Annotated in this window: 24 protein-coding genes; 14 read left to right on the top strand and 10 right to left on the bottom strand. The window is 69.4% G+C overall.

Annotated features, from left to right (window positions below; translation table 11 throughout):
- The first annotated feature begins 63 nt into the window (after positions 1–63).
- On the top strand, positions 64–582 hold the full coding sequence (locus tag ACRWK8_RS01040; protein WP_431867691.1) for a MarR family winged helix-turn-helix transcriptional regulator: 519 nt from the start codon (positions 64–66) through the stop codon (positions 580–582).
- A 114-nt stretch (positions 583–696) separates the two neighbouring features.
- Here ACRWK8_RS01040 and ACRWK8_RS01035 read toward each other — a convergent pair whose 3' ends face one another.
- The 5 genes from ACRWK8_RS01035 to ACRWK8_RS01015 all read right to left on the bottom strand — a co-directional run bounded on the left by ACRWK8_RS01035 (position 697) and on the right by ACRWK8_RS01015 (position 6079).
- Positions 697–1134 (bottom strand): hypothetical protein, encoded by a 438-nt coding sequence (locus tag ACRWK8_RS01035; RefSeq protein WP_378734759.1) that lies wholly within the window; start codon positions 1132–1134, stop codon positions 697–699.
- Positions 1131–1778 (bottom strand): hypothetical protein, encoded by a 648-nt coding sequence (locus tag ACRWK8_RS01030; RefSeq protein ID WP_378734761.1) that lies wholly within the window; start codon positions 1776–1778, stop codon positions 1131–1133. The genes ACRWK8_RS01035 and ACRWK8_RS01030 overlap by 4 nt, the downstream gene beginning before the upstream one ends.
- Entirely contained in the window at positions 1775–2761 is a 987-nt protein-coding gene (locus ACRWK8_RS01025) for a class III extradiol ring-cleavage dioxygenase family protein (protein ID WP_431867688.1), read from the bottom strand. The genes ACRWK8_RS01030 and ACRWK8_RS01025 overlap by 4 nt, the downstream gene beginning before the upstream one ends.
- A complete protein-coding gene (locus ACRWK8_RS01020; RefSeq protein ID WP_378734765.1) occupies positions 2758–4662 on the bottom strand; it encodes an FG-GAP repeat domain-containing protein in 1905 nt (634 codons plus the stop codon). The genes ACRWK8_RS01025 and ACRWK8_RS01020 overlap by 4 nt, the downstream gene beginning before the upstream one ends.
- Before the next feature lie 73 nt (positions 4663–4735).
- Entirely contained in the window at positions 4736–6079 is a 1344-nt protein-coding gene (locus ACRWK8_RS01015) for an NAD(P)/FAD-dependent oxidoreductase (protein WP_431867686.1), read from the bottom strand.
- A 261-nt stretch (positions 6080–6340) separates the two neighbouring features.
- Between ACRWK8_RS01015 and ACRWK8_RS01010 the strand changes: the two genes are divergently transcribed.
- The 9 genes from ACRWK8_RS01010 to tpx all read left to right on the top strand — a co-directional run bounded on the left by ACRWK8_RS01010 (position 6341) and on the right by tpx (position 15628).
- A complete protein-coding gene (locus ACRWK8_RS01010; RefSeq protein ID WP_431867684.1) occupies positions 6341–6844 on the top strand; it encodes an SgcJ/EcaC family oxidoreductase in 504 nt (167 codons plus the stop codon).
- A 52-nt stretch (positions 6845–6896) separates the two neighbouring features.
- On the top strand, positions 6897–7709 hold the full coding sequence (locus ACRWK8_RS01005; RefSeq protein ID WP_431867682.1) for an SAM-dependent methyltransferase: 813 nt from the start codon (positions 6897–6899) through the stop codon (positions 7707–7709).
- Positions 7710–7737: 28 nt separating this feature from the next.
- Complete coding sequence (locus tag ACRWK8_RS01000; RefSeq protein WP_431867680.1) at positions 7738–9072, top strand: nucleotide disphospho-sugar-binding domain-containing protein; 1335 nt, start codon at positions 7738–7740, stop codon at positions 9070–9072.
- A complete protein-coding gene (locus tag ACRWK8_RS00995) occupies positions 9069–10232 on the top strand; it encodes a DegT/DnrJ/EryC1/StrS aminotransferase family protein (protein WP_378734777.1) in 1164 nt (387 codons plus the stop codon). Before ACRWK8_RS01000 ends, ACRWK8_RS00995 begins: the two co-directional genes overlap by 4 nt.
- Positions 10229–11299 (top strand): glucose-1-phosphate thymidylyltransferase, encoded by a 1071-nt coding sequence (locus ACRWK8_RS00990; RefSeq protein WP_431867677.1) that lies wholly within the window; start codon positions 10229–10231, stop codon positions 11297–11299. The genes ACRWK8_RS00995 and ACRWK8_RS00990 overlap by 4 nt, the downstream gene beginning before the upstream one ends.
- Positions 11300–11339: 40 nt before the next feature.
- Positions 11340–12644 (top strand): lipopolysaccharide biosynthesis protein RfbH, encoded by a 1305-nt coding sequence (gene rfbH, locus ACRWK8_RS00985; protein WP_378734783.1) that lies wholly within the window; start codon positions 11340–11342, stop codon positions 12642–12644.
- Positions 12645–12718: 74 nt separating this feature from the next.
- Positions 12719–14065, top strand: a complete 1347-nt coding sequence (locus ACRWK8_RS00980; protein ID WP_378734785.1) for a nucleotide sugar dehydrogenase — start codon at positions 12719–12721, stop codon at positions 14063–14065.
- Between the two features lie 2 nt (positions 14066–14067).
- A complete protein-coding gene (locus ACRWK8_RS00975; RefSeq protein ID WP_378734787.1) occupies positions 14068–15060 on the top strand; it encodes an NAD-dependent epimerase/dehydratase family protein in 993 nt (330 codons plus the stop codon).
- 58 nt (positions 15061–15118) lie between these two features.
- Positions 15119–15628, top strand: coding sequence for a thiol peroxidase (gene tpx / locus ACRWK8_RS00970; RefSeq protein WP_431867817.1), 510 nt, complete (start codon positions 15119–15121; stop codon positions 15626–15628).
- Positions 15629–15790: 162 nt separating this feature from the next.
- On the opposite strand, the gene ACRWK8_RS00965 is transcribed toward tpx, so the two are convergent.
- Together ACRWK8_RS00965 and ACRWK8_RS00960 are read right to left on the bottom strand one after the other, a co-directional pair.
- Entirely contained in the window at positions 15791–16243 is a 453-nt protein-coding gene (locus tag ACRWK8_RS00965; protein ID WP_378734790.1) for an SgcJ/EcaC family oxidoreductase, read from the bottom strand.
- 66 nt (positions 16244–16309) lie between these two features.
- Complete coding sequence (locus tag ACRWK8_RS00960) at positions 16310–16777, bottom strand: SgcJ/EcaC family oxidoreductase (RefSeq protein ID WP_378734792.1); 468 nt, start codon at positions 16775–16777, stop codon at positions 16310–16312.
- Between the two features lie 267 nt (positions 16778–17044).
- On the opposite strand from ACRWK8_RS00960, the gene ACRWK8_RS00955 reads away from it, so the two are divergent.
- Both ACRWK8_RS00955 and ACRWK8_RS00950 read left to right on the top strand, forming a co-directional pair.
- Entirely contained in the window at positions 17045–18223 is a 1179-nt protein-coding gene (locus ACRWK8_RS00955) for an acyl-CoA dehydrogenase family protein (protein WP_378734794.1), read from the top strand.
- A 34-nt stretch (positions 18224–18257) separates the two neighbouring features.
- Complete coding sequence (locus tag ACRWK8_RS00950; protein WP_431867673.1) at positions 18258–19817, top strand: GMC family oxidoreductase; 1560 nt, start codon at positions 18258–18260, stop codon at positions 19815–19817.
- A gap of 146 nt (positions 19818–19963) precedes the next feature.
- Here the strand turns inward: ACRWK8_RS00950 and ACRWK8_RS00945 are convergent, their stop codons facing one another.
- The 3 genes from ACRWK8_RS00945 to ACRWK8_RS00935 all read right to left on the bottom strand — a co-directional run bounded on the left by ACRWK8_RS00945 (position 19964) and on the right by ACRWK8_RS00935 (position 22764).
- Positions 19964–21538 (bottom strand): MFS transporter, encoded by a 1575-nt coding sequence (locus tag ACRWK8_RS00945; protein ID WP_378734798.1) that lies wholly within the window; start codon positions 21536–21538, stop codon positions 19964–19966.
- Positions 21539–21544: 6 nt separating this feature from the next.
- A complete protein-coding gene (locus ACRWK8_RS00940; RefSeq protein WP_378734800.1) occupies positions 21545–22213 on the bottom strand; it encodes a DUF899 domain-containing protein in 669 nt (222 codons plus the stop codon).
- A gap of 131 nt (positions 22214–22344) precedes the next feature.
- Positions 22345–22764 carry an SgcJ/EcaC family oxidoreductase gene (locus tag ACRWK8_RS00935; protein ID WP_431867670.1) on the bottom strand — a complete coding sequence of 140 codons (420 nt, stop codon included), beginning with the start codon at positions 22762–22764 and terminating at the stop codon, positions 22345–22347.
- 263 nt (positions 22765–23027) lie between these two features.
- Here ACRWK8_RS00935 and ACRWK8_RS00930 point away from each other — a divergent pair, with 263 nt between their 5' ends.
- Together ACRWK8_RS00930 and ACRWK8_RS00925 are read left to right on the top strand one after the other, a co-directional pair.
- Positions 23028–24899 (top strand): hypothetical protein, encoded by a 1872-nt coding sequence (locus tag ACRWK8_RS00930; RefSeq protein WP_431867668.1) that lies wholly within the window; start codon positions 23028–23030, stop codon positions 24897–24899.
- 36 nt (positions 24900–24935) lie between these two features.
- On the top strand, positions 24936–25328 hold the full coding sequence (locus tag ACRWK8_RS00925) for a hypothetical protein (RefSeq protein ID WP_431867666.1): 393 nt from the start codon (positions 24936–24938) through the stop codon (positions 25326–25328).
- The last annotated feature ends 4 nt before the right edge of the window (positions 25329–25332 follow it).

Below are 25332 nucleotides of genomic sequence, written 5' to 3'. Positions count from 1 at the left end.
GTTAGCATCAGGCTAAGTATTTGCGTCAACCACGTGCCCGACGGGCGGAGCTATCCTGTTCGCATGGGACCAGACGCCACGGAGCAGGGAGAACGCACACGCGTCGTGCGCGAGATCAGGACCCTGACCGCCGACATGGAGCGGGCCTCGCTTCCCGCGCAGGTCCAGCACCTGCTCGCCATGGATCTGACGATCCAGCAGCTCAAGGTCCTGATGGTCCTGGTCACCACACGCGAGGGGGCGACCGGACGGGGCCTGGCCGAGTCCTTCGGCGTGTCGATGGCCACCATGTCGGGCCTGGTCGACCGGCTCGTGTCCCAGGGCATGGCCACACGCTCCGAGGACCCGGACGACCACCGCGTCCGCCGCGTCCACGCCACCGCCGACGGCTCCGCGCTCGCCCGCCGCCTGGTGATGGAACGTCCGGAGTTCCACGACAGCGTGCTCCTGGGGCTGAGCATCGAGGACCTCCACGCCCTCGAACAGGGGATCCGCGCGGTGAGCGACCGCTACGCCGAGCTCGTCGGGAGGTCCGGCCACACCTCGGAGGAACCGGCCGACGGAGTCGACACCACCCCCTGACCCCCGGCCCCGGTGTCCGCCACGGGGCCATGGGACCGCGCCCCTGCTGAACGAACGCACGGCGGAGGGAGCGGGTCCTCACGGGAGCCCGCTCCCTCCTTCACGGGTTCGGCCTCAGTCCACCGGTCTCGGGCGGACCCACCACGACCGGAGGCTCCAGCCGCCGAGCCCCAGACCGAACAGGATCAGACCAGCGGTCATGATCCACTCGTTCGACCCGTCCGGCCCGTACACCCGGGTGGCGGAGCCCACGTCCACGGCCGCGGTCTCCCCGCCCACCTGACAGGTCTCCCGGTTCCCTCCGTAGAGGTAGACGTCGGAACGGACCGGGTCACCCGAATCGGGCGCGTAGGTTCCGAAACAGTTGCAGGACTCGTGCCCCGGATGCTGGACACAGTCCAGCCTGGTGGCACTGAAGGTGCCGGGGGCCCCGTCCGCCCGGGCGGCGCGCAGGCTGCGATCGACGTTGGAGGCCCCCATGTAGACGATCAGGGCGGCGACCAACAGCAGGACCACGTCGAACGCCGAGATCCGGCGCCGCCCCGCGATCACCGGTCCGACCTGGACGGCTCACCGGCGCACGCGCACTGCGTCGTCTCCCGCTCGACCGCGTTCGGCCGTGCGTGCAGGTACATCGCCACGACCATCGGGACGAACACGATCGTGTTGTAGAACAGGTGCAGCTCCACCCTCGGGATCAGCAACTGGATGAGGCTGCTGGGAGCGTCGCCCCCGCCGAGGTTGACTCCGTTGGTGGCCTGGACGAGCAGGATCAGGTGCTCGAAGTGGTGCCAGACCTGGATGAGGAGCGAGATCGTCCACCAGGTCCTCGACCTGCCGGTGAATCCGGGCAGCAGGAGCAGGAGCCCGATGAGCATGATCAGCGCGTATCCGTAGTGCATCCACTCGGAGGTGACCAGCCAGGGGAAGGGGATGCCCAGGACGCCCCGGGCCTCCTCGATCGGCCAGTCGAACACGTAGATCTGGACGGCCTGGACGATGTGCTCGGCCCAGTGGGCGATGACGATGACCAGGTACAGCTGGAGGCACAACCGGTGCCGGTCGACGTTCAGCACGTCCATGCTCCGGTGGTACCGGTCGGCCAGCACGGAGCGCCGCGCGGGGGCCGGTGCGGTCGGGGGCTGCTCGGCGGGATCAGAGGTCGTGGGAGTGGTCGTGGGCGGGTGGTCGTTCATGTGGACTCCCTGGGGTGGGGTTCCGTCCGTCTCGCGGTCAGGAGTGGGGAGCCGACCAGGACGAGACCACGGAGCACGCAGGTGATGACCAGTGCGAAGAAGAGACCGAACACGATGTTGAAGCTGACGAGGAGGCCGTAGACCATCGCCGTGGTGAACCCGAACACCATCTGGTTGCGCGGCTTCGAGGGCGTGGTTCCCGGGTCCGTGATCATGTAGTTGGTGAACAGGATGAAGGCGACGCCGGTCATCGGCATCAGCGCGGCCAGGAGCATGTGGTCGAGGACGAGCCAGCGCAGTACCGCCTGGAGGGCGAACCCGCCCACCCAGGCGAGGATCAGGGGCCATCGTTTGGTCAGGTTGACGTTGAGCATGGTGCCGGCCATGAGGATCCCCAGCGGGATCAGCCAGTCCACGGTGCCGTAGGTGTTGTTGGTGAAGTGGTACGGCGGCGCGATCCCCACCCACGGGAAGATGATCAGCGTCACCGCGATCCCGAAGTTGGAGGGGTTCAGGAAGTGCCGCTTGCGGCCCGCGACCCGGAGCCGAAACAGGTACTTGCTGCTCACCGCGACGGCGACCGCGAACAGGTACGGCCAGAGCGAGGTGTTGCCCCACAGGAGCATCGCGCAGGCCAGACCCGCGATGTGGGTGGGCAGCAGGTAGTCGACCATCCTCCCGAGACCGCCCGCGTAACCGGGCTCCCGCCCCTCGGCCCGGGCGTCCATGGTCTCCAGGACCATGTCGAGCGCGTATCCGAACAGGACCGCCACGATGGGTGTGACGGGGGACTGCTCGAAGCCGAGGAAGATGTGTCCCACCACGGTGAACACGGTGATGGAGGTGGCGAACATCCGCAGGGCCTTCAGCCGCCGGTCCACACCGGGGGGAGCCGCGCTCCGGGGGCCCTCGTCCGTGGCGGTCCCCTGGGAGGCCGCCGCGGGCTCGGTGGCCGCGTCGCCGTCGGATCTGGTGACCGTCATCGGATCTCCGCCGTTCCGTCGTCGTCGAGAAGGACCGTGTGGGTCCCCGGTTCCACTGTCAGTTCGGTGCTGTGCGTGTCGCCCCCGCCGTCCCGCCAGGAGACGGTGACCGGCAGGTCCCCCGAGGGCGCGGCCAGGTGGACGATGGAGTCGGAGACCCCCACGTGCCCGTTGGCGGGGTGGAGCTCCCGGGTCTGAGCGGGGTGGCCGTCCGCCCGCACGCTCACGGAGGCTCCCAACGCCGGGGTGAGGGCGTCGTCGCCACCCGCCCCAGGACGCACGAGCCGCAGCACCACGCCGGGAGAGGCGTCGGGGGCCTGGTTCAACAGCAACCGTGAGTCCTCCCACTGGTTGGCGACCACCACGTCCAGCAGGCCGTCGCCGTTCACGTCACCGAAGGCGAAGGCCCGCGTGACGTCGTACTCGGAGATCCCCACGGCCTCGGCGAGGTCCGCGTAGGTGCCGTCGTCGCCGCGGACCCAGAACGGGTTGGTCTCGTACCCGGAGATGTCGTCGCCCTCGGCGAAGTTGGGCCAGAAGGCGGGGTGCTTGAGCAGCTGGTCGTTGCCCATGGCGATCTCCTGGAGCTCCGGCCAGCGCTTGGTCTCCCCCTTGAGGAAGCCGGTGGCCTGGAAGAGCTCGTCGGTGCCGTCGTTGTCGAAGTCACCCGCCTTGACGTCCCACGACCAGCCGCTGCGGGCCAGCCCCAGTTGTTCGCTGCTCTCGCTGTAGGGGACGCTGCCGTCGAGGAGGTCCGCCCCGTCACCGTCGGGAACGAACGCGAAGTTGCTCTCGTGCAGCGCGTAGGGGCTGGTGATGTTGCTGACCACGATCATCGGCAGTTCGGCGTCGTCCTCGTAGGTGAAGGCCACGCCCATGCCCTTGAACGACCCGTTCCCCATGACCTGCGACTTGGGCGTGGTCATGTCCCGGTCGCCCTTGAGCAGTTCCAGCCGCACGTCACCGGGGGTCGAGTGGTTGACGAGAAGGCTGTCGTTGCCGAAGTCGTTGCCCAGGTAGACGTCGGGGACTCCGTTCCCGGTGAGGTCCTGGAAGCCGATCGCCAGGGTCCAGGCGGTCGTCGCCTGCTCCGGGATCGCGGTGCTCGCGTCGGAGATCGAGGGCGGCGCGTCCGCCTCTCCGGTGGGTTCGGTGAGCAGCAACCGGTTGCGACCACCGTTGGTGGCCAGGCCCATGCTCTGCTGCATCTCCATGCGCGTCTCGTCGTCCGCGTCGGGGTCCAGCACGCGCGCGCCGTCGGGGAAGTAGTTGCCGACCAGGATGTCGAGGCTGCCGGAGCCGTCCACGTCCGCGACGTTGAGCGAGGTCGTGTTCCAGACCTGCATCGGTTCCACCAGCTCGTGCGCGGTGAAGTTCTCCGCCGAGGGGACGGCCTCCGGACCGGCCGTGTTCATGAACAGGACCGGGGAGCGGCCCCAGTAGTAGACGATGACGTCGAGGTCTCCGTCCTCGTCCAGGTCAGCGGGGACACAGCCCATGGGGGCCATGGTGTCGTCGTAGGGCAGGCCCTCCGGCAGGAGTTCGACGACCGGGTAGTCGTCCTCGCCGCTCCCGGGCGCGTTGCGCAGGGTGACGCTGTCGTCCCGGGGGTCGACCAGGCAGACGTCCCCGGACTTGCCGAGGCCGCGAAGGTCCAGCAGGGTGGCGCCCGCACCCACCGCGGAGATCCACCCCTTGAAGTGTTCGAGGTCGGGTGCCACGTCCCGCTCGAACCGGGCGTCCGGTGGTTCGGAGTTGAGGGCGAGCGTCTCGAAGGCGAACGGGGCCGCGCGATCGGACTGGTCGGACTCGCCCAGTGAGGGTCGGATGGTCATGACACCGACCGCACCCATCAGTGCGAGGGCCAGTGCCACTGTCGCGATGCGATACATGGAGCGCATGCTTCTCCCAGTGGAGTGGAGTGATTGGGGTGACGTCGGTCGCGGGGAGTGGTGGTGTCCGCTCCCCCGTGGTTCATCCAGCCCTGGAGACACCCGTCCGGGCCCCGGCACGTTCCCCGGAACCTCCGTAGGTGCCCCGCAGGACGCGCAGGGCGACGCCGGGGGCGAGAAGCCGCTCGGGTGCGTCGACCAGGCCGATCACCCTGAGAAAGGCCTCGGCCAGCCTCGGATCGTCGTGTGCCGCGTGGCGTAGGCGGTCCAGGTAGGCGTTGACGAACCGGATCAGGGGTGTCCGTCGGCCCTGGACCTCGGGGAAGGCCAGGTCTCCGCCGACCGCGATCGACCAGGCCGGTTCCAGGGCCCGAGAGGCGGCCCTGAAGTAGGAACGGGGCGAGAACTCGGTCCCGTCACCGATCTGGTCCCTGAGGACCCGCGCCTGGAGCGCAGCCATGGTCATGCCCTGGCCGTAGACGGGGTTGAAGGTACACAGCGCGTCGCCCACCACCGCCAGCCCGGTGGGCAGACGGCGTAGTCGTTCGTACCTCCTTCGCACACTGGCCGGGAAGCGGAAGGAGATTGCGTCACCCAGGGGCTCGGCGTCCCGGAGCGCCTCGTACACGTCGGGCACGGGCAGGGAACGGGTGTACTCCAGGAAGCCCGCCAGGTCCGAGGGCGGGGTCTCGCCGAGCACGCCCGTCAGGGACACGCCGCACCGGTCTCCACCGAGGGTGGTCAGGAAGGCTCCCCGGGGGTGACGCGGCGTGGCGACGGGATTGACGGACACGTCGTTGCCGAAAGCGTCGTTTCGCAGTCGGAAACGGCGGGTGGTGTAGGTCAGTCCGATCTTGACGCTGTCCGACGAGACCCGCCCGTAACCCATCGACTCCAGCCAGACGGGGGTTCGCGAGCCCCTGCCCGTGGCGTCGACGACGAGGTCGGCGGAGAGTACCTCCTCGGAGCCACCTCCTCGCGGTTGGACGCGGACCCCGGTGACTCTGCCGTGCGCCTCGTCGTGGACCAGGGCCACGATGTCGGTGGCCTGGCGGAACTCGGTGTTGGGCAGGTGCTCCACCCGCGAGCGCACGTGGCCCTCGAGGACCGCGCGGTCCCCGCCGACGACCACCAGACCGGTCCGGGTGGACGCCAGGCGCCGCCCGTTGAAGGACCAGCGCAGCTGTCCTCCCAGGTCGCCCATGGGTACTCCCGCGTCGAGCATCTGCTGGGTCAGTCCGGGGACCAGGTCCTCCGCCATGAGTTGACCGCTCGCGAGCAGACCGTGCACGTGGTGTCCCTGGGGGACCCCGCGCCGGGGCCGCTTCGCTCCCACCACCTCGTCCCGGTCCACCAGAACGACCCGTGAGTGGGAGCGGGCGAGAACATGGGCGGAGAAGAGCCCGGCGATACTCGCGCCGAGCACCACCGCGGTCCCCTTCCTTGGTCCGTGCATCGTGTTCGTCCCCTCAGGAAGTGCCTCTGGCGAAAAAGGATTCTCCGCTTCTCTCCTCAACCGAATCTCGCACCCGGTCCTTCGCTTCCGCATCTCCGAAATTGCGGTCACCGATGCACGCGGGAATTAACCGGTCGGGCAATCGAGAAGACGTATCCGATACCGGTGGAACGTGACGATGAGCTCGCACCCACAAATCGGTTGCCGCTCAGGTTCAGGAGGAATACGACCATGCCCCGAGAAACGACGATTCGGCACCGGGTGCCATCTGAGAACGATGAGGCCGTCTCCGCGCGGATTCTGGCGGAGGCTGGCGTCAGGGAGGATCCGAAGTACTTCCGCGACTTCCCGAGTGACGAGGAGCGGGAAGTGCTGACCGTTCCGCAGTTGATCCAGGGCGCGTGGCTGGCGAACGACGCCGAGTTCTTCGCCTCCGTCTTCACCCCGGACGGCAGCCTGCTCATCCAGGACGAGGAACTGAGGGACCGCGAGGAGATTCACGCCTTCATGGCGGACGGCTTCGCCGGACCTCTGCGCGGCGCCCACGTGGCCGGATGGCCACTCGCGATGCGCTTCCTCGGCCCCGACACGGCCCTGGTGGTGACCCAGGGGGGCATCGTCCGCGACGGCGAGGAGGTCGTGGCCCGCGAACGGGAGATCCGCGCCGTGTGGGTGATCGTCCGCCGGTCGGGGCGCTGGCGCCTGATGTCCCACCAGAGCAGCCCGATTCGGTGAGGGCCACCGGAACCTCCACCGACCATTCCAGTCGAAGGGAAAGGCAGGCACGATGACGACGAACAGCCCGACGGAGGACGGTGTGTTCTCCCCCGAACGGCCGTCCCCGGCCCGTATGTACGACTACTTCCTCCACGGGACCGACAACTTCCCCGTCGACAGGGCCGCCGCCGACCAGGTGATCGAGAGGCTGGGGTCGACCCTGACCCGCTCGGTGGTGTGGGAGAACCGCAACTTCCTGGGCCGTGTCGTCCGCCACCTTGCCGCCGAGCACGGCATCCGCCAGTTCATCGACGTCGGGGCGGGCCTGCCCAGCGTCGACAACACCCACCAGGCGGCCCACGGAATCGATCCGGAGGCCCGTGTCCTCTACGTGGACAACGACCCGATCGTGGCCTCCCACGGCGAACGGTTGTTGGCGGGTTCGGAGGGCAGAGCCCGGATCCTCACCGCGGACCTGCGGGACCCGGACTCGATCTTGGACAGCCCGGTGACACGGGAGCTGATCGACCTGTCCCAGCCCGTCGGACTGCTGTTCATCGCGGTTTTCCACTTCATCAGGCCCGAGGAGGACCCGCACGGCCTCATCGACCGCTTCCGGTCCCGGCTCGCCCCGGGTTCGTTCGTGGCGCTGTCCCACCTGTCCACCGGTGAGTCCCCCGAACAGGAGCAACGCCTGATGACGGAGACCTACCGCAATTCCCCGGCACCGATGATCTACCGGACTCCGGAGGAGATCGGCTCCCTGTTCGACGGGTTCGAGCTGCTGAGCCCGGGGCTGGTGGCCCCGGGACTCTGGCGCCCGGACTCCGGGACGGGCGAGTCCACCCGGCGCTTCCTGAGCGCCGTAGGCCGCGTCTCCTGACACCCCTTCGACGAGTTGGAACACATCCATGAGAGTCGTCTTCTGTCTTTGGCCCAACGCCGCCCACCTGTACCCGCTCGTTCCCCTCGCCTGGGCCCTCCAGTCAGCCGGGCACGAGGTCCGCGTCGTCTCACACCACACCCTCCAGGCGTCGACCGTCGCCGTCGGTCTTCCCGCCGTCTCCGTCGGGAGCCCGGACATGATCCCCATGGGGCCGGGAAACCCCTACCCGGAGGAACGGGGCCGACTGGCCGAGCTCACCGAGGTCCTCGCGCCCACCGGTGGCGAACGGGACCCGTGGGACGTCTTCACTCACTTCATGCTGCCGTCCATCTGGGACTTCTCCCCCGTGGAACCGGCCGAAGAGGAACGCTTCCGCGCCGTGGACGACCTGGTCGCCTTCGCCAAGGACTGGAAGCCGGACCTGGTCCTCTGGGACCCGTGCTTCCCGATCGGGGCCGTGGCCGCGGTGGCCAGCGGAGCCGCCCACGCGCGTCTGCTCTGGGGGCAGGACTACTTCGGCTGGAGCAGGAACCTGGTCCGCTCGCGGCGGTCCGATGCCCCGGGCATCACCGCGGAGGAGCCGCTGGCAGCCGCGCTCGCACCGAGCGCTCGACGCCACGGGGTCGAGGTCGACGAGGACCTCCTCCTGGGGCAGTGGACCCTGGACCCTCTTCCGGAGGCGATGCGGCTCCCCACCGGGGTGCCCGCCGTTCCGGTCAGATGGGTTCCGTACGCCGGGCAGACCCCCGTGCCCGAGTGGCTCCGCCAGGAGACCGGCCGACCGCGGATCGCCCTGTCCCTGGGGCTTTCCCAGCGCATGTTCCTCAAGGGGGGCTGGGGCCACGTTCCCGCGCTGCTGGAAGCACTCGGCGGGCTGGACGTGGACGTGGTCGCGACCCTGGACGCGACCCAGCTGGACGGTTCGGACATCCCCTCGAACGTCCGGACCGTGGACTACCTCCCGCTGAACCAGCTCCTCCCCGCCTGTAACGCGATCATCCACCATGGCGGCGTCGGCACCTTCGCGGCCGCCGCCGCTCTGGGGATCCCGCAGCTGATCACGGACTCCGACGACGACCACGGTGTGACCGCCGCCGCGGGGGAGGGCATGGAGGCGTCCAAACACGTCGAGTCCTCGATCACCGCCGGATACGTCACCTCCAGGGGGGCCGGCCTGCGGCTGGACCATCGGACGCAGACCGTGGAGGACATCAGGGAGAGCCTGCGCCGGGTGCTGAAGGACCCGGCCTTCCACAAGGGCGCCGCGCGGGTCCGGTCCGAGATCCTGGCGTCCCCCGCGCCGCCGGCGGTCGTCTCGGCCCTGGAGGAACTGGCCGCGCTGCACAAGGGCACCCCATGATCAACGTGTTCCAACCGAGCCTGGGCCGGGAGGAGCTCGCCGCCGTCGAGGCGGTGTTCTCCGACTCCTGGCCCGGGCTCGGCGAGCGAGCCGCCGCGTTCGAGGCCGCGTTCGCCGATCACCTGGGGGTCGATCCGCGCACCGTCCTGTTCGTCAACTCGGCGACGTCGGGGCTCTTCCTGACCGTGGAGCTCCTCGGCCTGGGTCCCGGGGACGAGGTCGTACTTCCGAGCGTGAGCTTCGTCGGCGCGGCGAACGCCGTCCGTGCGGCGGGGGCCGAGGTCGTGTTCTGCGACGTGGACCCGCGCACCCTCAATCCCTCCGTCGAGGACGTGGAGCGGGTGTTGACCGACCGTACCCGGGCGGTGGTGCTCCTGCACTACGGAGGCCTGCCTGGTGACGTGGAGGGGATCGCCACGACATGTCGGTCGCGCGGCGTGTGGCTCGTGGAGGACGCGGCGTGCGCCGTGGCCTCACGAGTCGGTGACCGCGCCTGCGGAACCTTCGGCGACGTCGCGGTGTGGAGCTTCGACGCCATGAAGGTCCTCAGCACCGGCGACGGAGGGATGGTCGTGGTGCGAGACCCGGACGAAGCGGACCGTGCCCGGAGACTGGCCTACCACGGCCTGCGCCACGAGAGCGGGCTGAGCGCCTCCCGCTCCGTCGCCCGGAGATGGTGGGAACTGGATGTGGAGGCCTTCGGCAGGCGGGTGGTGGGCAATGACCTGACAGCCGCGATCGGGCTCGTGCAACTGCGCCGTCTACCGGAGTTCGTCCGACGCAGGCGCGAGCTCGCCTCCGTCTACGACCGGGCGCTTTCGGGGGTGGAGGGGCTGGAGGGCCCGCCTCCGGTACCGGAGGGACACACCTCGTCCCACTACTTCCACTGGGTGCGTCTGGAACCCGGGGAACGGGACCGGGTGGCGGCCGAGCTGCTGGACAGAGGTGTCTACACCACCTTCCGTTACGCGCCCCTGCACCGGGTCCCCGCCTACGGAGCCGGAGACGTCCGGCTACCGGGTGCGGAGGAAGCGGCGGAGCGGACCCTCCTGCTCCCCCAGCACCAGGGGCTCTCCGACGAGGACGTCGGGCGCGTGATCAGTGAGCTGGTCTCGGCGGTCACCGGGCGTCCTCCGGTCGACGGGGGGAGCGCGCGGTGAGAGCCCTGATCCTGGCGGGTGGGTCCGGGTCGCGGATGCGCCCGATCTCCCACACACGGCCCAAGCAGCTGGTCCCGGTCGCCGGGCGTTCGGTTCTGGAGCACGCGGTCCGTACCGTGCGCGACCTGGGCGTGCACGAGGTCGGAGTCGTCACCGGCGGCGGCACCAACCTGGTCAGACACGCTCTCGGGGACGGCTCCGCCTTGGGGGTGCGCATCACCTACGTCCACCAGGAACGGCCCCGGGGCCTCGCCGACTGCGTGCGAACGGCACGGGAATTCCTCGGGGAGGAGGACTTCGTCCTGTTCCTGGGGGACAACCTCCTGCCGGACGGGATCGGAGGACTGGCCGAGGAGTTCCGTGCTCGGGGCTCGGACGCCCACGTGGCGGTTCAGCGGGTCCCGGACCCGAGTGCCTTCGGGGTCGTGGAGACCGGTGAGGACGGCAAGGTGAGGCGCCTGGTGGAGAAACCCACGGAACCGGTGGGGGACCGGGCGATCATCGGTGTCTACTTCTTCACCCGCGCCATCCACGAGGCCGTCCGGTCCGTCGTCCCCAGCCGGCGGGGGGAGCTGGAGATCACCGACGCGGTGCAGTGGTTACTGGAGCGAGGGTACGGCGTGACCGCCAGCGAGTACACGGGTTACTGGGCCGACGTCGGCCGCCCGGAGGACGTGCTGACAGCCAACCGGCACGTCCTCGCCCTCCTTCCCGACTCCCTGCCGGTGGAGGGTGTCGACGCGTCGAGCACGGTCACCGGACCGGTGCGTCTCGGGCGCGGGGCCAGGATCATCCGTTCCTCGGTGAGCGGCCCGGCGTCGATCGGCCCCGGAACCCTGGTGGAGGACTCCGCTGTGGGGCCGGGGACGTCGCTGGGACGGAACTGCTCGCTCCTGGGGGCGGACGTGGCCGACAGCGTCGTCCTGGACGGCACCCGCTTGGCGGGCCCCGCTCCCCTGCGGGGCTGCCTGATCGGCGCGGACTCCACGATCCGCTCCCGGTCGGCTCCCGCCGACGCCCACCGGCTCGTCGTCGGCGACCACGCACGGATCGATCTGAGCGCCTGAGGCAGCACGCACACGAATGGAAGGGACGGACCTCCCCGTCATGAGCGAGACGAAGACCGAGATCCTCAACGCCGTTCGGGCCTACCACCGACAGGAGGAGAAGACCGGGGCGTTCGTCCCGGGAGAGACGGAGATATGGCCGTCCGGGGCGGTGTTGGACGCCGATGACAGGGCCGCCTTCGTCGAGGCCGCGCTCGACATGCGCATCGCCTCGGGGACCAGCGCTCGCAAATTCGAGTCGGCCCTGGCACGCCGGATCGGCGTACGCAAGGCACACCTGACCAACTCCGGCTCCTCCGCCAACCTCCTCGCGATCACGGCGCTCACCTCACACCAGCTCGGCGAGCGGGCGCTCGTCCCGGGTGACGAGGTGGTGACCGTGGCCGCGGCCTTCCCCACCACGGTGAACCCGATCCTCCAGAACGGGCTCGTCCCGGTCTACGTGGACATCGAGCTCGGAACGTACAACACCACGGCCGAACGAGTCGAGCGTGCGATCGGTCCACGCACCAGGGCGATCGCGATCGCCCACACGGCGGGCAATCCCTATGAGGTGGAGGAGATCGCTCGGATCGCCGCCGAGCACGGTCTCTTCCTGGTCGAGGACAACTGCGACGCGCTGGGGTCGCGCTATCGGGGTGGCTACACCGGAACGTTCGGAGATCTCGCCACGGTGAGCTTCTACCCCGCGCACCACCTCACCATGGGCGAGGGCGGCTGCGTCCTGACCTCCGACCTGACACTGTCACGAATCGTGGAGTCCCTGCGGGACTGGGGACGCGACTGCTGGTGCCCTCCAGGGCAGAGCAACACCTGCTTCAAGAGGTTCGACTGGCGGATGGGCGAGCTCCCCGAGGGCTACGACCACAAGTACATCTACTCCCACGTGGGGTACAACCTCAAGACCACCGACACCGCCGCGGCGCTCGGTCTGTCCCAGCTCGGCAAGATGGACGACTTCTGCGCGGCCCGACGCGCCAACTGGGCGCGGCTCCGCGAGGGTCTGGACGGGGTGCCGCACCTGTTGCTGCCCGAGGCCACCGCCGACAGCGATCCGAGCTGGTACGGGTTCGTCCTCACGGTCACCGACGACGCCCCCTTCGACTCCTCCGACCTGGTCGGATTCCTGGAGGACCGCAGGATCGGCACCCGACGCCTGTTCGCCGGGAACCTCCTGCGCCATCCCGCCTACACGAACCGGCCACGCCGCCTGGCGGAGCCCTTGGTCAACAGCGACAAGGTCATGCAGAGCACCTTCCACCTGGGGGTCTATCCCGGCCTGACCGAAGAGATGATCGACTACGTCGTCTCCTCGGTCAAGGAGTTCGTCGCCTCACAGCGTTGACCCTTCCTCGGCGCTCCGGTGGAGTCACGATCTCCGGCACGAGCGCTCCTCACACACCACACACGAGGTAGACCATGCGTTGGAACACCCCTGACCGGCCCCCCACAGTGGCGGTGATCGGGCTCGGCTACGTCGGCTCGTGCCTGACCGGAGTGCTCTCGGATCGGGGACACGAAGTCATCGGCGTCGACACCGACACGGCGTTGGTGAACGAGCTCTCGAACGGACACTGCCGGTTCCATGAGGAGGGACTCGCGGAGAGGCTGACCCGAGGGCTGGACGCGGGACGCGTGCGCTTCCTGCCCGACCAGAGCGCGGTCGGGCAGGCCGACGTCGTTCTCATCACCGTGGGGACGCCGGTACGGGAGGACGGTTCGCTGGCCGTGGACCAACTCGCCACCGCCTGCGAGGAACTCAGCCGCCACCTCAGACGGGGACAGCTGGTGATCGTGAAGAGCACCGTCCCCCCGGGCACCACGTCGGGACGGGTACGCGCCAGCCTGGAGGGGTCCGGACTGGTCGCGGGCGAACACTTCGGACTGGCCTTCGCCCCGGAGCGCCTCGCCGAGGGCACGGCGATCAGGGAACTCGGAGAACTGCCGATGGTCGTCGGCGGTCTGGACTCGGAGAGCACGCGTGCCGCCGCCGAGTTCTGGAGCGGAGCCCTGGGGGTCGAGGTCATCACCGTCGCCTCTCCGGAGGCCGCCGAGATCGTCAAGCTCGCCGACAACTGGTGGATCGACCTCAACATCGCGATGGCCAACGAACTGGCCCGGTACTGCGCGCTCTTCGGAGTGGACGCCCACGAGGTCATCCCCGCCGCGAACACCGTACCCAAGGGGTCCGGCACCATCAACGTGCTCACTCCGAGCGTGGGCGTGGGCGGCTCGTGCCTGACGAAGGACCCCTGGATGGTGTGGCACTCCGCCCGTGAGCGAGGCCTGGACCTGCGCACACCCGCAGCGGGACGGGAGGCCAACGACGCGATGCCCGACTACGCCGCGAGCACCGTGTTGGCCGAACTGGAGCGTATGGGGCACCGCCGGGAGGGGAGCCGGATCGCCGTCCTCGGCCTCGCCTTCAAGAACGACACGGGGGATCTCCGGGAGACGCCCGCTCTTCCGTTCGTCACTCACCTGGAGAAGGCGGGTTGCCAGGTGGTCCTGTTCGATCCGCTCGTCGACACCGGGGAGGCGCTCAGGGTGTTCGGCCGTGAGCTCGCCCCCTCCCTGGAGGCGGCGGTGGCCGACGTCGACTGTGTGGCGGTCCTGGCCTACCACCAGGAGATGGCGGCCACCGACCTCGCGGACCTGCCGGTTCCCCGGCCCTGCCTGTTCTTCGACGGACGCGCGCACCTGGCCCCGGAATACGTGGAACGGCTGCGCGCCTCGGGCTTCGTGTACCGCGGTATCGGGAGGTAGACATGTCCACACGAACGCACGCAGTGGTCACGGGCGGCGACGGCTTCGTCGGCCGTCACCTGGTGGCCCGCCTTCTGGAACAGGGGTGCGCGGTCACGGTCCTCGACCAGTCCACGGGCGCGGCGCCCCCGCCGGGGACCGCCGGGGCGGCCCGGATCCACGGGGACGTGCGGAACCCGGACCACGTGGCACGGGCGATCCGCCGGGACGTGGACGTGGTCTACCACCTGGCGGCCGTGGTGGGGGTGGACCAGTACCTGGCCCGGCCCCTGGACGTCATTGACATCAACTTCACCGGTACCCGCAACGTCCTGGAGGCCGCGGCCCGCGCGGAGTCCCGCGTCGTGGTGGCGAGCACCAGCGAGGTCTTCGGGAAGAACCCGGCCGTGCCGTGGGCGGAGGACGACGACAGGGTGCTCGGGTCGACCTCACGGGCGCGATGGAGTTACGGCACGAGCAAGGCACTGGCGGAGCACCTGGCGTTCGGTTTCGCCTCCCAGCGGGGTCTACCCGTGTCGATCGTGCGCTACTTCAACGCGTTCGGACCGGGCCAGCGACCCGCCTACCTTGTGAGCCGTCTGGTGCACCGGGCCCTGAACGGGCTTCCCCTGACCGTGTACGACGGTGGCCGTCAGACCAGGTGCATGACCTTCGTCGGGGACGCCGTGGAGGCGACCCTCACCGCGGGGACCTCCCCGGCCGCACTCGGGGAGGCCTTCAACGTCGGCAGCGACCGCGAGACCACCGTCGCCGAGGTCGCCGGCCTGATCCGCGAGCTCACCGGAGGGACCGTACCGATACGCGACGTGGACACCGGCTCGGGCCTGGGAGCGGAGTACGAGGACCTGGGTCGGCGGATCCCCGACACCCGAAAGGCGCGTGAGCTCCTGGGCTGGCGGTGCCGCACCCCGCTGCGCGTCGGACTGGAGCGCACCATCACGTGGGCTCGGTCCGCGCCCCAGTGGTTGGAACGACCGGACACGGGTGCCGAGTAGCGCCTCCGGGCCGATCAGCGCGACAACACGCAGAGCGAGGAGACGAACCTTGGACACCATGAACGAGCGCCCCGGGGGGACCACCTTTCAGGGGCGTCCCATGACGCTGCTGGGCGAAACTTTGAATGTGGGCGACCGAGCACCTGACTTCACCGCGGTGGACCCGGACATGGGGACGGTCGGGCTCTCCTGGGCTCCGGAGACCGTTCGGGTGCTGTGCTCGGTGCCGTCGGTGGACACTCCGGTCTGCGACCGGCAGACCCGCGTCCTCGGTAGCGAGATCGCGGCGCTGCCAGGAGCGGAGCTGCTGACCCTCTCCGTCGATCTGCCCTTCGCCCAGCGGCGTTGGTGCGGGGCCTCGGGGCTGGAGGGAATCATCGCCTCCGACCACCGGGAACTGTCCTTCGGCCGGGCGTACGGTGTGGCGGTCAAGGAGCTCCGCCTGCTCTCCCGTGCCCTGTTCGTGGTGGACGCCGAGGACACGGTAAGGCATGTCCAGTACGTGGCCGCCTCGGACGGACCAGCCGACCACGAAGCCGTGCTCAAGGCCGTCCGGGACTGCTTGTAGAGGCGGAGGTGGGCCCGTGTCGGGGAGACACGGGCCCACCTCTGTTTTCTCCTTCTGGCGAGGATCCCCGGTCCGGGTGACCGGCCGGACCCACAACGAAGGAGGGGGCGGTCCCCAGGACCGCCCCCTCCCCTCCGGCGGCGAAACCGAAGGGCCAGCCCGTCAGGCCACGGGGCTGGACTGGTAGGAGAACAGCTTCCACTCCCCGTCCCTGCGCACGGAGATCCACACCGTCCTCGTTCGGTACTCGGCCGCAGGAGACTCCTCACCCTCCTTGGCGACCCCTCCCTCAGTGACGACGACCGCCGTCCCCTCGTCGAGGAAGCGCATGTCGATGGGGCTCTCAACCAGGCGCGTGCCCTTGAAGGATCCGGTCAGCGCGCCGGTCATCGCCTCACGGATCTCCTCACGGCTCGTGTACTGGTCGTCCCCCAGGAGCAGGCTGCCGTTCTCGACGAAGACATCGGCCAGCGCGTCCCCGTCCCCGGCCTCCCAGGACGCCCGGGCACGCAGGACCGCGCTCAGGGCGGCTCCCTCCTCACCGTTGGGGAAGGGTCCGTAACTTCCAGCCCACTCCTTCGCCTGGGCGACGAGCGAGGCGGCGTCGTTGGCCATCGGTGTTCTCCTCTCCCGGCCGCTCGGCCGGACTCCACGGTTGGTCGATTCGGAGCTCGGGCGGGGTCACCAGCGAAGGGTGGCGCCCTCTCCACGGGGGCTGTTCTGGTAGGCGGCGAGCTTCCACTGCCCGTCCCTGCGGACCAGGACCCACGTCGAGCGGACGGCCAGCTCGGGGTCGATCTCGGTCTTGCCGGGCGCGAGGATGCCACCGTGGGTGCGCAGCAGGGCCACGTCGTCCGCGGCGAAACGCACGTCCACGGGTTTGCCCGTCACCCCGGTCCCCTTGAACGGCCCCGCGTAGGCCGCGGTCATGAACGCGCGGATCTCCTCGCGGTTCTTCTTGTAAACGTCGCCGGGCAGGATCATGACGCCGTCCTCGGTGAAGGTGTCGGCGACCTTGTCCCCGTCGTTCTCCTTCCAAGCGGCGACCAGCTTGAGGGGAACGCCGAGGACCTCCTTCTCGCGGTCGGAGGTGAAGGAGCCGTAGTAGTCGTCCGGGCCCGCGGACTTGGTGGGTGCCTTCGTCGACACAGGTACCTCCATGATCGTTTCGCTCTGGTCCGGATCCGCCGCGCCCCGTCCTGAGTGACCGGCGTTTCCGTTCCTTCATTTTCTCCTCGAAACAGAAACCGAACATCTCCTGGATTGTGCTGATTCAGGGAATGGAAATGAGCAGACGAAAAGCCGCAACCGAGAAGTCGTTCCACTCTGGCGGAAAGTGCGATTCTCCGAGGAGCCCGGCCCGCGCACGGACGAACGTGCAGGAGTGCCCGGGTCCAGAGCCGGAAGGAGCAGACGGTGCAGAACGCCCCGAACCGAGAAGAGCTCGTCAAACGCGCACGGGCCGTACAACCCCTCGTGCGCAGGCACGCGCCATGGCAGGAGGAGAACAGGAGGCTGCACGACGAGGTCGTCGAGGCCCTCGATGACGCCGGTGTCTTCCACATGCGTGTACCGACCAGGTACGGCGGCTTCGAGTCCGACGCCCTGACCATGTCGGAGGTGGCGGCCGCGCTGGCGAACGCGGACGGCGCCACCGCGTGGACCGCCTCCGTCTCGTGGATTCCCACCTGGATGGTCGGCATGTTCCCCGACCATGTGCAGGAGGAGGTGTTCTCCACCCACGGCGGGCGGGTCTGCGGCACCCTCAGCCCCAGCGCCATGGCGGAGCCCACGAAGGGGGGGTTCACCGTCAACGGCCGTTGGGGGTTCATCAGTGGCGCCCCCAACAGCCACTGGCAGGAGATCATCGCGCTGGCTCCGACACCCGACGGCGCGGACCGCTATCCCGTGGTGGCCCTGGTCCCCTTGTCGGACCTGCGAACCGTCGATGACTGGCACGCGGTCGGGCTCCGCGGCTCGGGAAGCGTCAGCACGGTGGCCGAGGACGTCTTCGTCCCCTCTGAGCGGGTCGTCCCCCTCATGTCCGTCCTGAGTGGGGAAAGCGCTTCCGAGGCCAATCGCGAGCTCCCGATGTACAGGGCGCCGTTGTTGGCCGTCGCCGCCGCCGCGTCGGTGGGTACACCGACCGGCCTGGCCGAAGCCGCGCTGGAGCTCTTCCTGGAGCGCGCCGGTGAACGTGGGATCACCTACACGGACTACTCACGACAGATCGACGCTCCGATCACGCACCTCCAGGTGGCGGAGGCTTCGCTGCGCACCGACCGGGCACGGTTCCACGGTGAGCGCACGGCCCGGCTGCTCGACGTCAAGGGCGCTCTGGGAGAGGAGTGGTCCCTGCTGGAGAGAGCTCGCTGCCGGGTTGACGTGGCCGCCGTGTGCAAGCTGGCCAAGGAGACGGTCACCATGCTCGGCGAGGCGAGCGGGGGGCGGTCCGTCTACACGGACCTTCCCATGCAGCGGATCGTACGGGACGTCACGGCCCTCAACCTGCACGCCCTGATGTACCCCGAGACCGGCTTCGAGCTCTACGGAAGGGTGCTCTCCGGACTCGAACCCAACACCCTCTACGTCTGACGACGAGCACTCCCCCGGAAAGGGCGGTACGACCTTGTTCGACTACGTGATCGTGGGAGCGGGCTCGGCTGGCTGTGTACTGGCCGCGCGCCTGAGCGAGGACCCCGACACCAACGTGTGCCTCATCGAGGCGGGTCCCGCGGACACCTTCGAGAGGATCCACGTTCCCTCCACCTTCGGCCATCTGTTCCGGACCGAACTGGACTGGGACTACCACACGCACGAGGAGCCCCACCTCGGGCGCCGGAAGGTCTACCTTCCAAGGGGGCGCGTCCTCGGCGGGACGAGCTCCATCAACACGATGATCTACGTCCGTGGGAACCGCGTCGACTTCGACGGCTGGGGCCAGGCCGGGTGGACCTTCGAGGACCTCCTTCCCTACTTCCTCCGCGCCGAGGACAACGAGCGCGGGGCCTCGCGGTTCCACGCGACCGGCGGGCCGCTCTCCGTCTCCGAGAACCGTTCCCGCAATCCGATGTCCACGGCCTTCCTCGAAGCCGCGGGGCAGGCGGGCCACCCGACCAACGACGACTTCAACGGAGAGGCGCAGGACGGCTTCGGCTTCTTCCAGGTCACCCAGAAGGACGGGATGCGGGCCAGTACCGCCACCGCCTATCTGCGTCCGGCGGCGGCCCGTCCCAACCTCACCGTACGAACGGATACCAACGTCCACCGAGTCCTCATCGAGGAGGGCCGGGCGACGGGGGTCGTGGTGGGCGGCGCTTCGGGTGAGGAGGTGGTCCGCGCCGAACGCGAGGTCGTGCTGTGCGGCGGGGCCTACAACTCACCCCAGCTGCTCATGCTCTCCGGGGTGGGACCCGCCGACGCCCTGCTGCCGCTGGGCATCGGAGTGGTCGCCGACCTGCCCGGCGTCGGTGCGGAGCTCCAGGACCACCTGCTGCTTCCCCTCGTCTACACCCACGACCATCCGATCAGCCTCCTCACGGCCGGTTCCGCGGAGAACGCACGGCGGTTCCAGGAGGACAGGTCCGGCCCGATGACGTCCAACGGTCCGGAGGTCGGCGGCTTCGTGCGCACGCGCCCGGACCTGCCCGCCCCCGACGTGGAGTTCCTGACCGCACCCGTCATGTTCGCTGACAGCGGCCTGGCGGCGCCGACCGGACACGCGCTGTCGTTCGGGCCGTCCATGCTCACCCCGACGAGCCGGGGGCGCGTGGAGCTGGCCAGCGACGTCCCCACAGCCAAGCCACGAATCGTGCACAACTACCTGGGCACGCCGGAGGACGTGGACTCGGCGGTCGAGGCGCTGCGCATGGGTTTGGAGATCGCCCGTCAGGACGCCCTGCGGGACTACACGAAGACGCCCTACAGGGTGCCCGCCTCGGAATCCACGGACGACCTGCGGGACTTCGTGCGCATGTACGCCCACTCGATCTTCCACCCGTCCTCCACCTGCGCGATGGGCAGTGTCGTCGACTCCGAACTGCGGGTCAGGGGGGTGGAGGGACTGCGTGTCGCCGACGCCTCGGTCATGCCGACCCTGGTGCGTGGCAACCCCAACGCGGCGACGATCACGATCGCGGAGCGCGCCGCGGACCTGGTCCGGGGCGTCAGTGGGGCGCCGACGGGCTGACCCTCCGAGCCGAGCCCTCGCGCCTCGGGACCGCCGACCCTTGGTCGGCGGTCCCCACACGTATGTCGGCCGCCCTGCTCACACTCTGGGCGGCCGACACTCGCCTGGTGCGGTCCGCTCCGAAACCGGGACCGACACCCGCCGACTCAGGAGGGCTCCGCCAGGGCGTCCCCGCTCTCCTCCTCCTTGCCCCCGCTCCCCCCGGTGGAGGCCTGGGACGACGCGGGCGGGACGTGTCGCAGTGCCACGGTGACGACCAGGGCGAACAGGACGAGGAGCGCCGCACCCGCGATGGAGACCAGGTTCAGCCCGTCCATGAACGCCACCCGCGCCGCGTCCAGCAGCGCCCCGCCCTCGGCGGCCGGGAGGGACTCGGCGGCCGCGACGGCCCCCGCCAGCGAGCTTTCGCCGGGGGTACCCGACATCTGGCTCTGGTAGGCGGCGGTACCGACACTGCCGAGCAGGGCGATACCCAGGGCGATGCCGAACTCACCACTGCTCTCGGACATCCCCGCCGCAGCTCCGGCCTTCTCCTCCGGCGCCGAACTCACGACCAGATCGGTCCCCAGGGCTCCCATGGGGCCCGTCCCGAAGTAGACGAGTGCATAGCCGAACACCACCAGGCCGAGGCCGCCGGAGGGCCCCACCGTGGCCAGGAGCAGGCAACCGACGGCCCCGAAGAGCATGCCGGCGGCGATGACGTAGGCCGGTCGTATCCACTCGATCAGCACGGGCGCCGACATGGATCCGAGGATCATGCCGCCGGCGGCGGGCAGCAACCACAGCCCGGCGGTCAGCGGGGACATCCCGGCGACCAGCTGGAGGTACTGGGTGACGAACAGGGACACCCCCGCGACGGTGAAAGTCGCCATCAGGATGCCGACCAGGGCCGCGCTGAAGGACCGGTTCCGGAACAGGGACAGGTCCAGCAACGGCTCGGCCAGTCTCTGCTGACGCACCGTGAACAGCACGCCCATGACCGCACCGAACGCCACGGACCCCAGCGGGATCGCCCCGAAGTCGCCGGAGGCGATCTCCTTCAGCCCGTAGATGACCGGAAGCACGCTGGCCAGGATCAGAGCGGTGCTGGGCAGGTCCAACCGGGCCGTGCCCCTGGCCGGGGTCTCCGGCAGCAGGAAGGGCCCGACCGCCAGGAGCAGCACCATGACCGGTACCCCGGCAAGGAAGACCGATCCCCACCAGAAGTACTGGAGGAGCAGACCCCCCACGATCGGTCCCACCGCGAACCCGACCATGAAACAACTCATCCAGACGGCGACCGCGACACTCCTCTGGCGCGCGTCCTGGAAGATCGTGCGGACCAGTGCCAGCGTGCAGGGCATCAGGCTCGCGCCCGCGATACCGAGCAGCGCTCTGGTGAAGATGAGCATCCAGGCACTGGTGGAGAAGGCCGCGGCGACCGAGGCGGCGGCGAAGACGACGGCGCCGACGAGTAGGAGTCTGCGACAGCCGATGCGGTCGCCGAGCGTTCCCATGATCAGCAGGAACCCGGCGACCATGAAACCGTAGATGTCGGTGATCCACAGGAGCTGAACGCCGCTGGCACCCAGATCCGCTGTCAGGTGTGGCAGCGCCAGCAGGAGGATGCTCAGATCGATGGACAGCAACAGCGTCGGTAGGGCGAGGACCGCGAGCGCGATCCACTCCCGGGCGTGCGCGCGGGGTGCGGTCCCCTCGGGAGCGGAGGTGTTGTCGACCATGACGGCTCAGCTCCCGTACTCGTCGCGCAGGCGCCACCACGCGTACGGCGCGCTCTGCGGGACGCCCTCGGGGCTGTCCTCCCAGAGTTCCTGTCGGCCCAGCGGGGTCAGGTCGAGGAGGCTCCAGCTGGTGCCCAGCTTCTCCACGCCCCGGCCCTGGGTGAAGTAGGTCCGGTACACGGCGTCCTCGTCCCGGATGAACACGCTCAGCCCGAAGTTCTCACCACCGTCCACAGTCACCCCCATGTCCTCGTTGAACCCGCTCCCGAAGGACGAGTACCAGGGCACCGTCCACCCCATCCGCTCACGCACGGCCGCGATCTCCGGGTACGGGGCCCGCGAGACCACGGCCAACGTGGTGTCCCGGGCGTTGAGGTGCTCCGGCTCGCCCAGGTTGTCCACGAACATGGAACAGCCCTCACACTGGTGCTCCGCACCGGGCGGGAGCATGAAGTGGTACACGATCAGCTGACGGCGCCCCTCGAACAGGTCCGCCAGGGAGAACTCCCCGCTACCTCCCGTGAACACGTACTCCTCGGACATCCGGACCGCGGGCTGCCTCCGACGCTCGGCCGCGAGCCGGTCCTGGACCCGGGTCAGCTCCTTCTCCTTGGCCAGCAACTCCTCGTGCGCCTTGTTCCACTCGGCGGGTGGGACCTCTTCGGGCAAACGCATGGCTTCCTCCTTCGACGTACGTTCCGGTGCGGGTCGGCGACAACGCGGGGACGACCCTCCGTTCCCCACGCTGTCACCCCGCCCTTACGGTCGGCTGTCCGTCGCGCTTACGGTGCCGCCGTACCGGAGCGTCAGAGGTCAGCGCTGGTCGCCTTCGAATTCTGGTAGGCGGCGATGAGCCAGCCACCGTCACGTCGCACCATCACGCACGTCGCGAAGAAGGCGAGGTCTTCCGTGTCGGCGGGGACACCCGGAATCTCGACCCGGCCACGTGTGAAGACCAGTGCGACGCCCTCCCGCACGAACCTGACCTCCAGGGGTTCGACCACGACCCCCGTGCCCTTGTAGGGGCCCTCGAACCCCTGGGCCATGAACCCCCGCACGCCCTCGCGACCGCGCATGTAGGCGTCCCCGATCAGCGTGGCGTCCTCGTCGAAGAGTGCCGCGAACGCGTCGGCGTCGTTCTCGGCCCAGGCGGCCTCCACCTCCTTCACTACCGCTCGTACGGCGGCTTCCTCCTCGCTGCCCTCCCACACCGCGTTCCTGGTCATGTCCGGTCTCCTCTGCCTCTGACTCCGGTGAGCCTGGTGCCCGCCGGCCGCTCCACCATGCTTCTGGCGGTCACGGGATCGGACGTCTCCTCCCTTGCCGCACGGAGACGGGGAGGAGGCAGTGCACAAGCGGGAGGAAGCCAGGGCCGCAGTACGGGTCCCAGGATGGCTCCGAAAACCCGCCCCGAAACCGGAGAGGTACGCAAGTGACCGACTCGTTCCGCCCTCCACGGCCCCGGAGCTCCCGAAGAGTGTGGAGCCCCGTGCTGGTGACCGCCGCCCTCGCGGTGTCCCTCGTCGCCGCGCCCGCCACCGCCGACTCCGGATCTCCACCGACCATGACCGGGAAACCCTCCACGGAGCTCCCGGCAGAGGAGGTCCGGCTCCCGACCGGTGACACCGCGCGGCTTCTGTCGGAAGCCGGCACGGTCTCCATCGACCCCGGTGAAGGCCGAGACGGCGTCCGCTTCACGACCGTTCGGCTCGGGGAGCGGTCCTACGTGCTCCCGTCCGACGCCCACGGCCGCGCCTCCAGCCCGGGGAACCCCGGACAGGCCCACGAACTGACCGCCGGGACACCCGCCACCCGGCAGTCCCGGGATGACACCTGCGCGAGGGACACCTGCCACTCACTGACCGTGCGTCACACGGGTCCGGACGGTGAAGCCACCGACGGAGCCTCCTCGATGGTCCTCGGTCTGGACAACGAGCTGATGGAGTTGGGCGCGGACACCGCCAAGCTCGAATTCGACCTCCCCGAGGGCCGCTACATGATCGTCACCGACGTCACGGACTTCGACGACCCCGAAGCGGACTGGCACCGACTGGTCCGTCCCCTCCTCGTGCTCGACGGGGACACCGAACTGCACATGGACGCCACCACGACCCGGCCTGTCGGGACCGAACTGGCCGATCCAGGAGCCAGGCCCGCCCTGGTCGAGGTCGGCGTGGGAAACCAGGCGGGCGACGTCCCGGTCAGCGTCTCCCTCAGGGCGGACGCGTTCTCCGGCCTGCACACCGCGGGGATCGGCCCGGACGGCGACGCGGACGGTCACGACGGCCTCACGTCGTTCGTTGCCTCCACCTGGGCCCACCCGAACGCCGACGGGTCCTATCTCGGGTCACCGTCCACCTACCACCTCCTGGACACCATCGAGGGTTCCTTCCCCACGGGTTACGCGAGGACGGTGGTCCCGGAGGATCTGGCCGCGGTCACCGCCGAGCACCTGTCGCAGACCCCGGGAAACGGCGCGACGAAGGCGATGTTCGGTACGGCGCCCGGCGTGGACCACTCGGCGACCGTCTTCCTGCCGCACGCGCTGCCCTCCACCACCACTCACCACATGGAGCCCGGGGACGTGGAGTGGAGCAGCGCGTTCGGAGAGAACCGCGAGAACGGGGACGGACGCGTCGAGGACGTCACCGCCCTGGGTTCGGTGGCCCGTTCCTACGAGGCCGGGCGGGACTACACCGATCGATGGAACGCCTCGGTGGTCGGGCCCATGTTCCTGTGGTCCGAACACGCGGTGCGGACCGACGACGAGTTGTGGTTCGGCATGCCCATGTACTCCGACCAGGACAGGCACCAGGGCGGATCACGAACGGACTCCGCCTCGATCCGGCTGTTCGAGGACGGCGCGCTCGTCGCTGAGTCGGAGACCGGGCACCTGAACGCCTCCCTCTCCCCAGGTGACGCCGAGCTACGGCTGGAGAGCCGGACCTCGCGCGGGTCCGTGTCAGACCTCTCCACCCGGGTGGAGGCCACGTGGACGGTCACCTCGGCCTCGACCGGTTCCGAGCAGGAACGGCTCCCTCTCCGAGTCGTGCGCTACCAGCCCGAGGTGGACGAGTGGAACTCGGTCGACGCCCGGGGCGTGCTCCGGCTCCCGTTCACCGTCGAATCACAGCCGGGGTCCAACGCGGGGTCCATCGAGGACCTGAGCATCGAGGCGTCAGGCGACGACGGCGACACCTGGAGCGCGGCCCGTGTGGTCCCGCGCGGGGACGACACGTACACCGCGATCATCCGGCTGCCTCGCCACGGAACCGAGTACGTCTCCCTCCGAGCGGAGCTCACCGACTCCGACGGCAACTCCCTGGAGCAGACGATCGAACGCGCCGTGCGCCTGGGCTGAAATCCGCAGTGAACACCACGAATCCCGGAGGTTCCCGTGAAACCCCTTCGATCCACGGTCCTGGCCGCCTGTGCCACCGCCCTCACGGCGGCATCACTCCTTTGGGCCGCACCCGCCGCGGCCGTGCCCTCGCCCACGTCGGTCCCCTCGTGTCTGTCCGTACCGGCCGACCCGGCGCTCACCGCCGGAGGCACACACGTGGGCACGAGCGCGAGCAGTACCTGCGGGGCACCGACCGTCCTCTGGCTGGTGCGCCTGGCCACGCCCACACAGCCCCGCCTGATAGAGGAGCGCTTCGTCCTGCCCGGTGCCACCGGGTCCGTCCGGGTCGACTGCCGTCGCAGTGGAACCCATACCTACGAGGCCGTGGTCTGGGACCCGAACATGATGTTCAACCGAGTGTCCGACACGGTCACCCTCACCTGCTGAACGA

It is taken from the genome of Nocardiopsis eucommiae (genome assembly GCF_965344335.1).
Classification (GTDB): Bacteria; Actinomycetota; Actinomycetes; order Streptosporangiales; family Streptosporangiaceae; genus Nocardiopsis; species Nocardiopsis eucommiae.
This window is presented reverse-complemented; position numbering and strand designations above follow the sequence as displayed.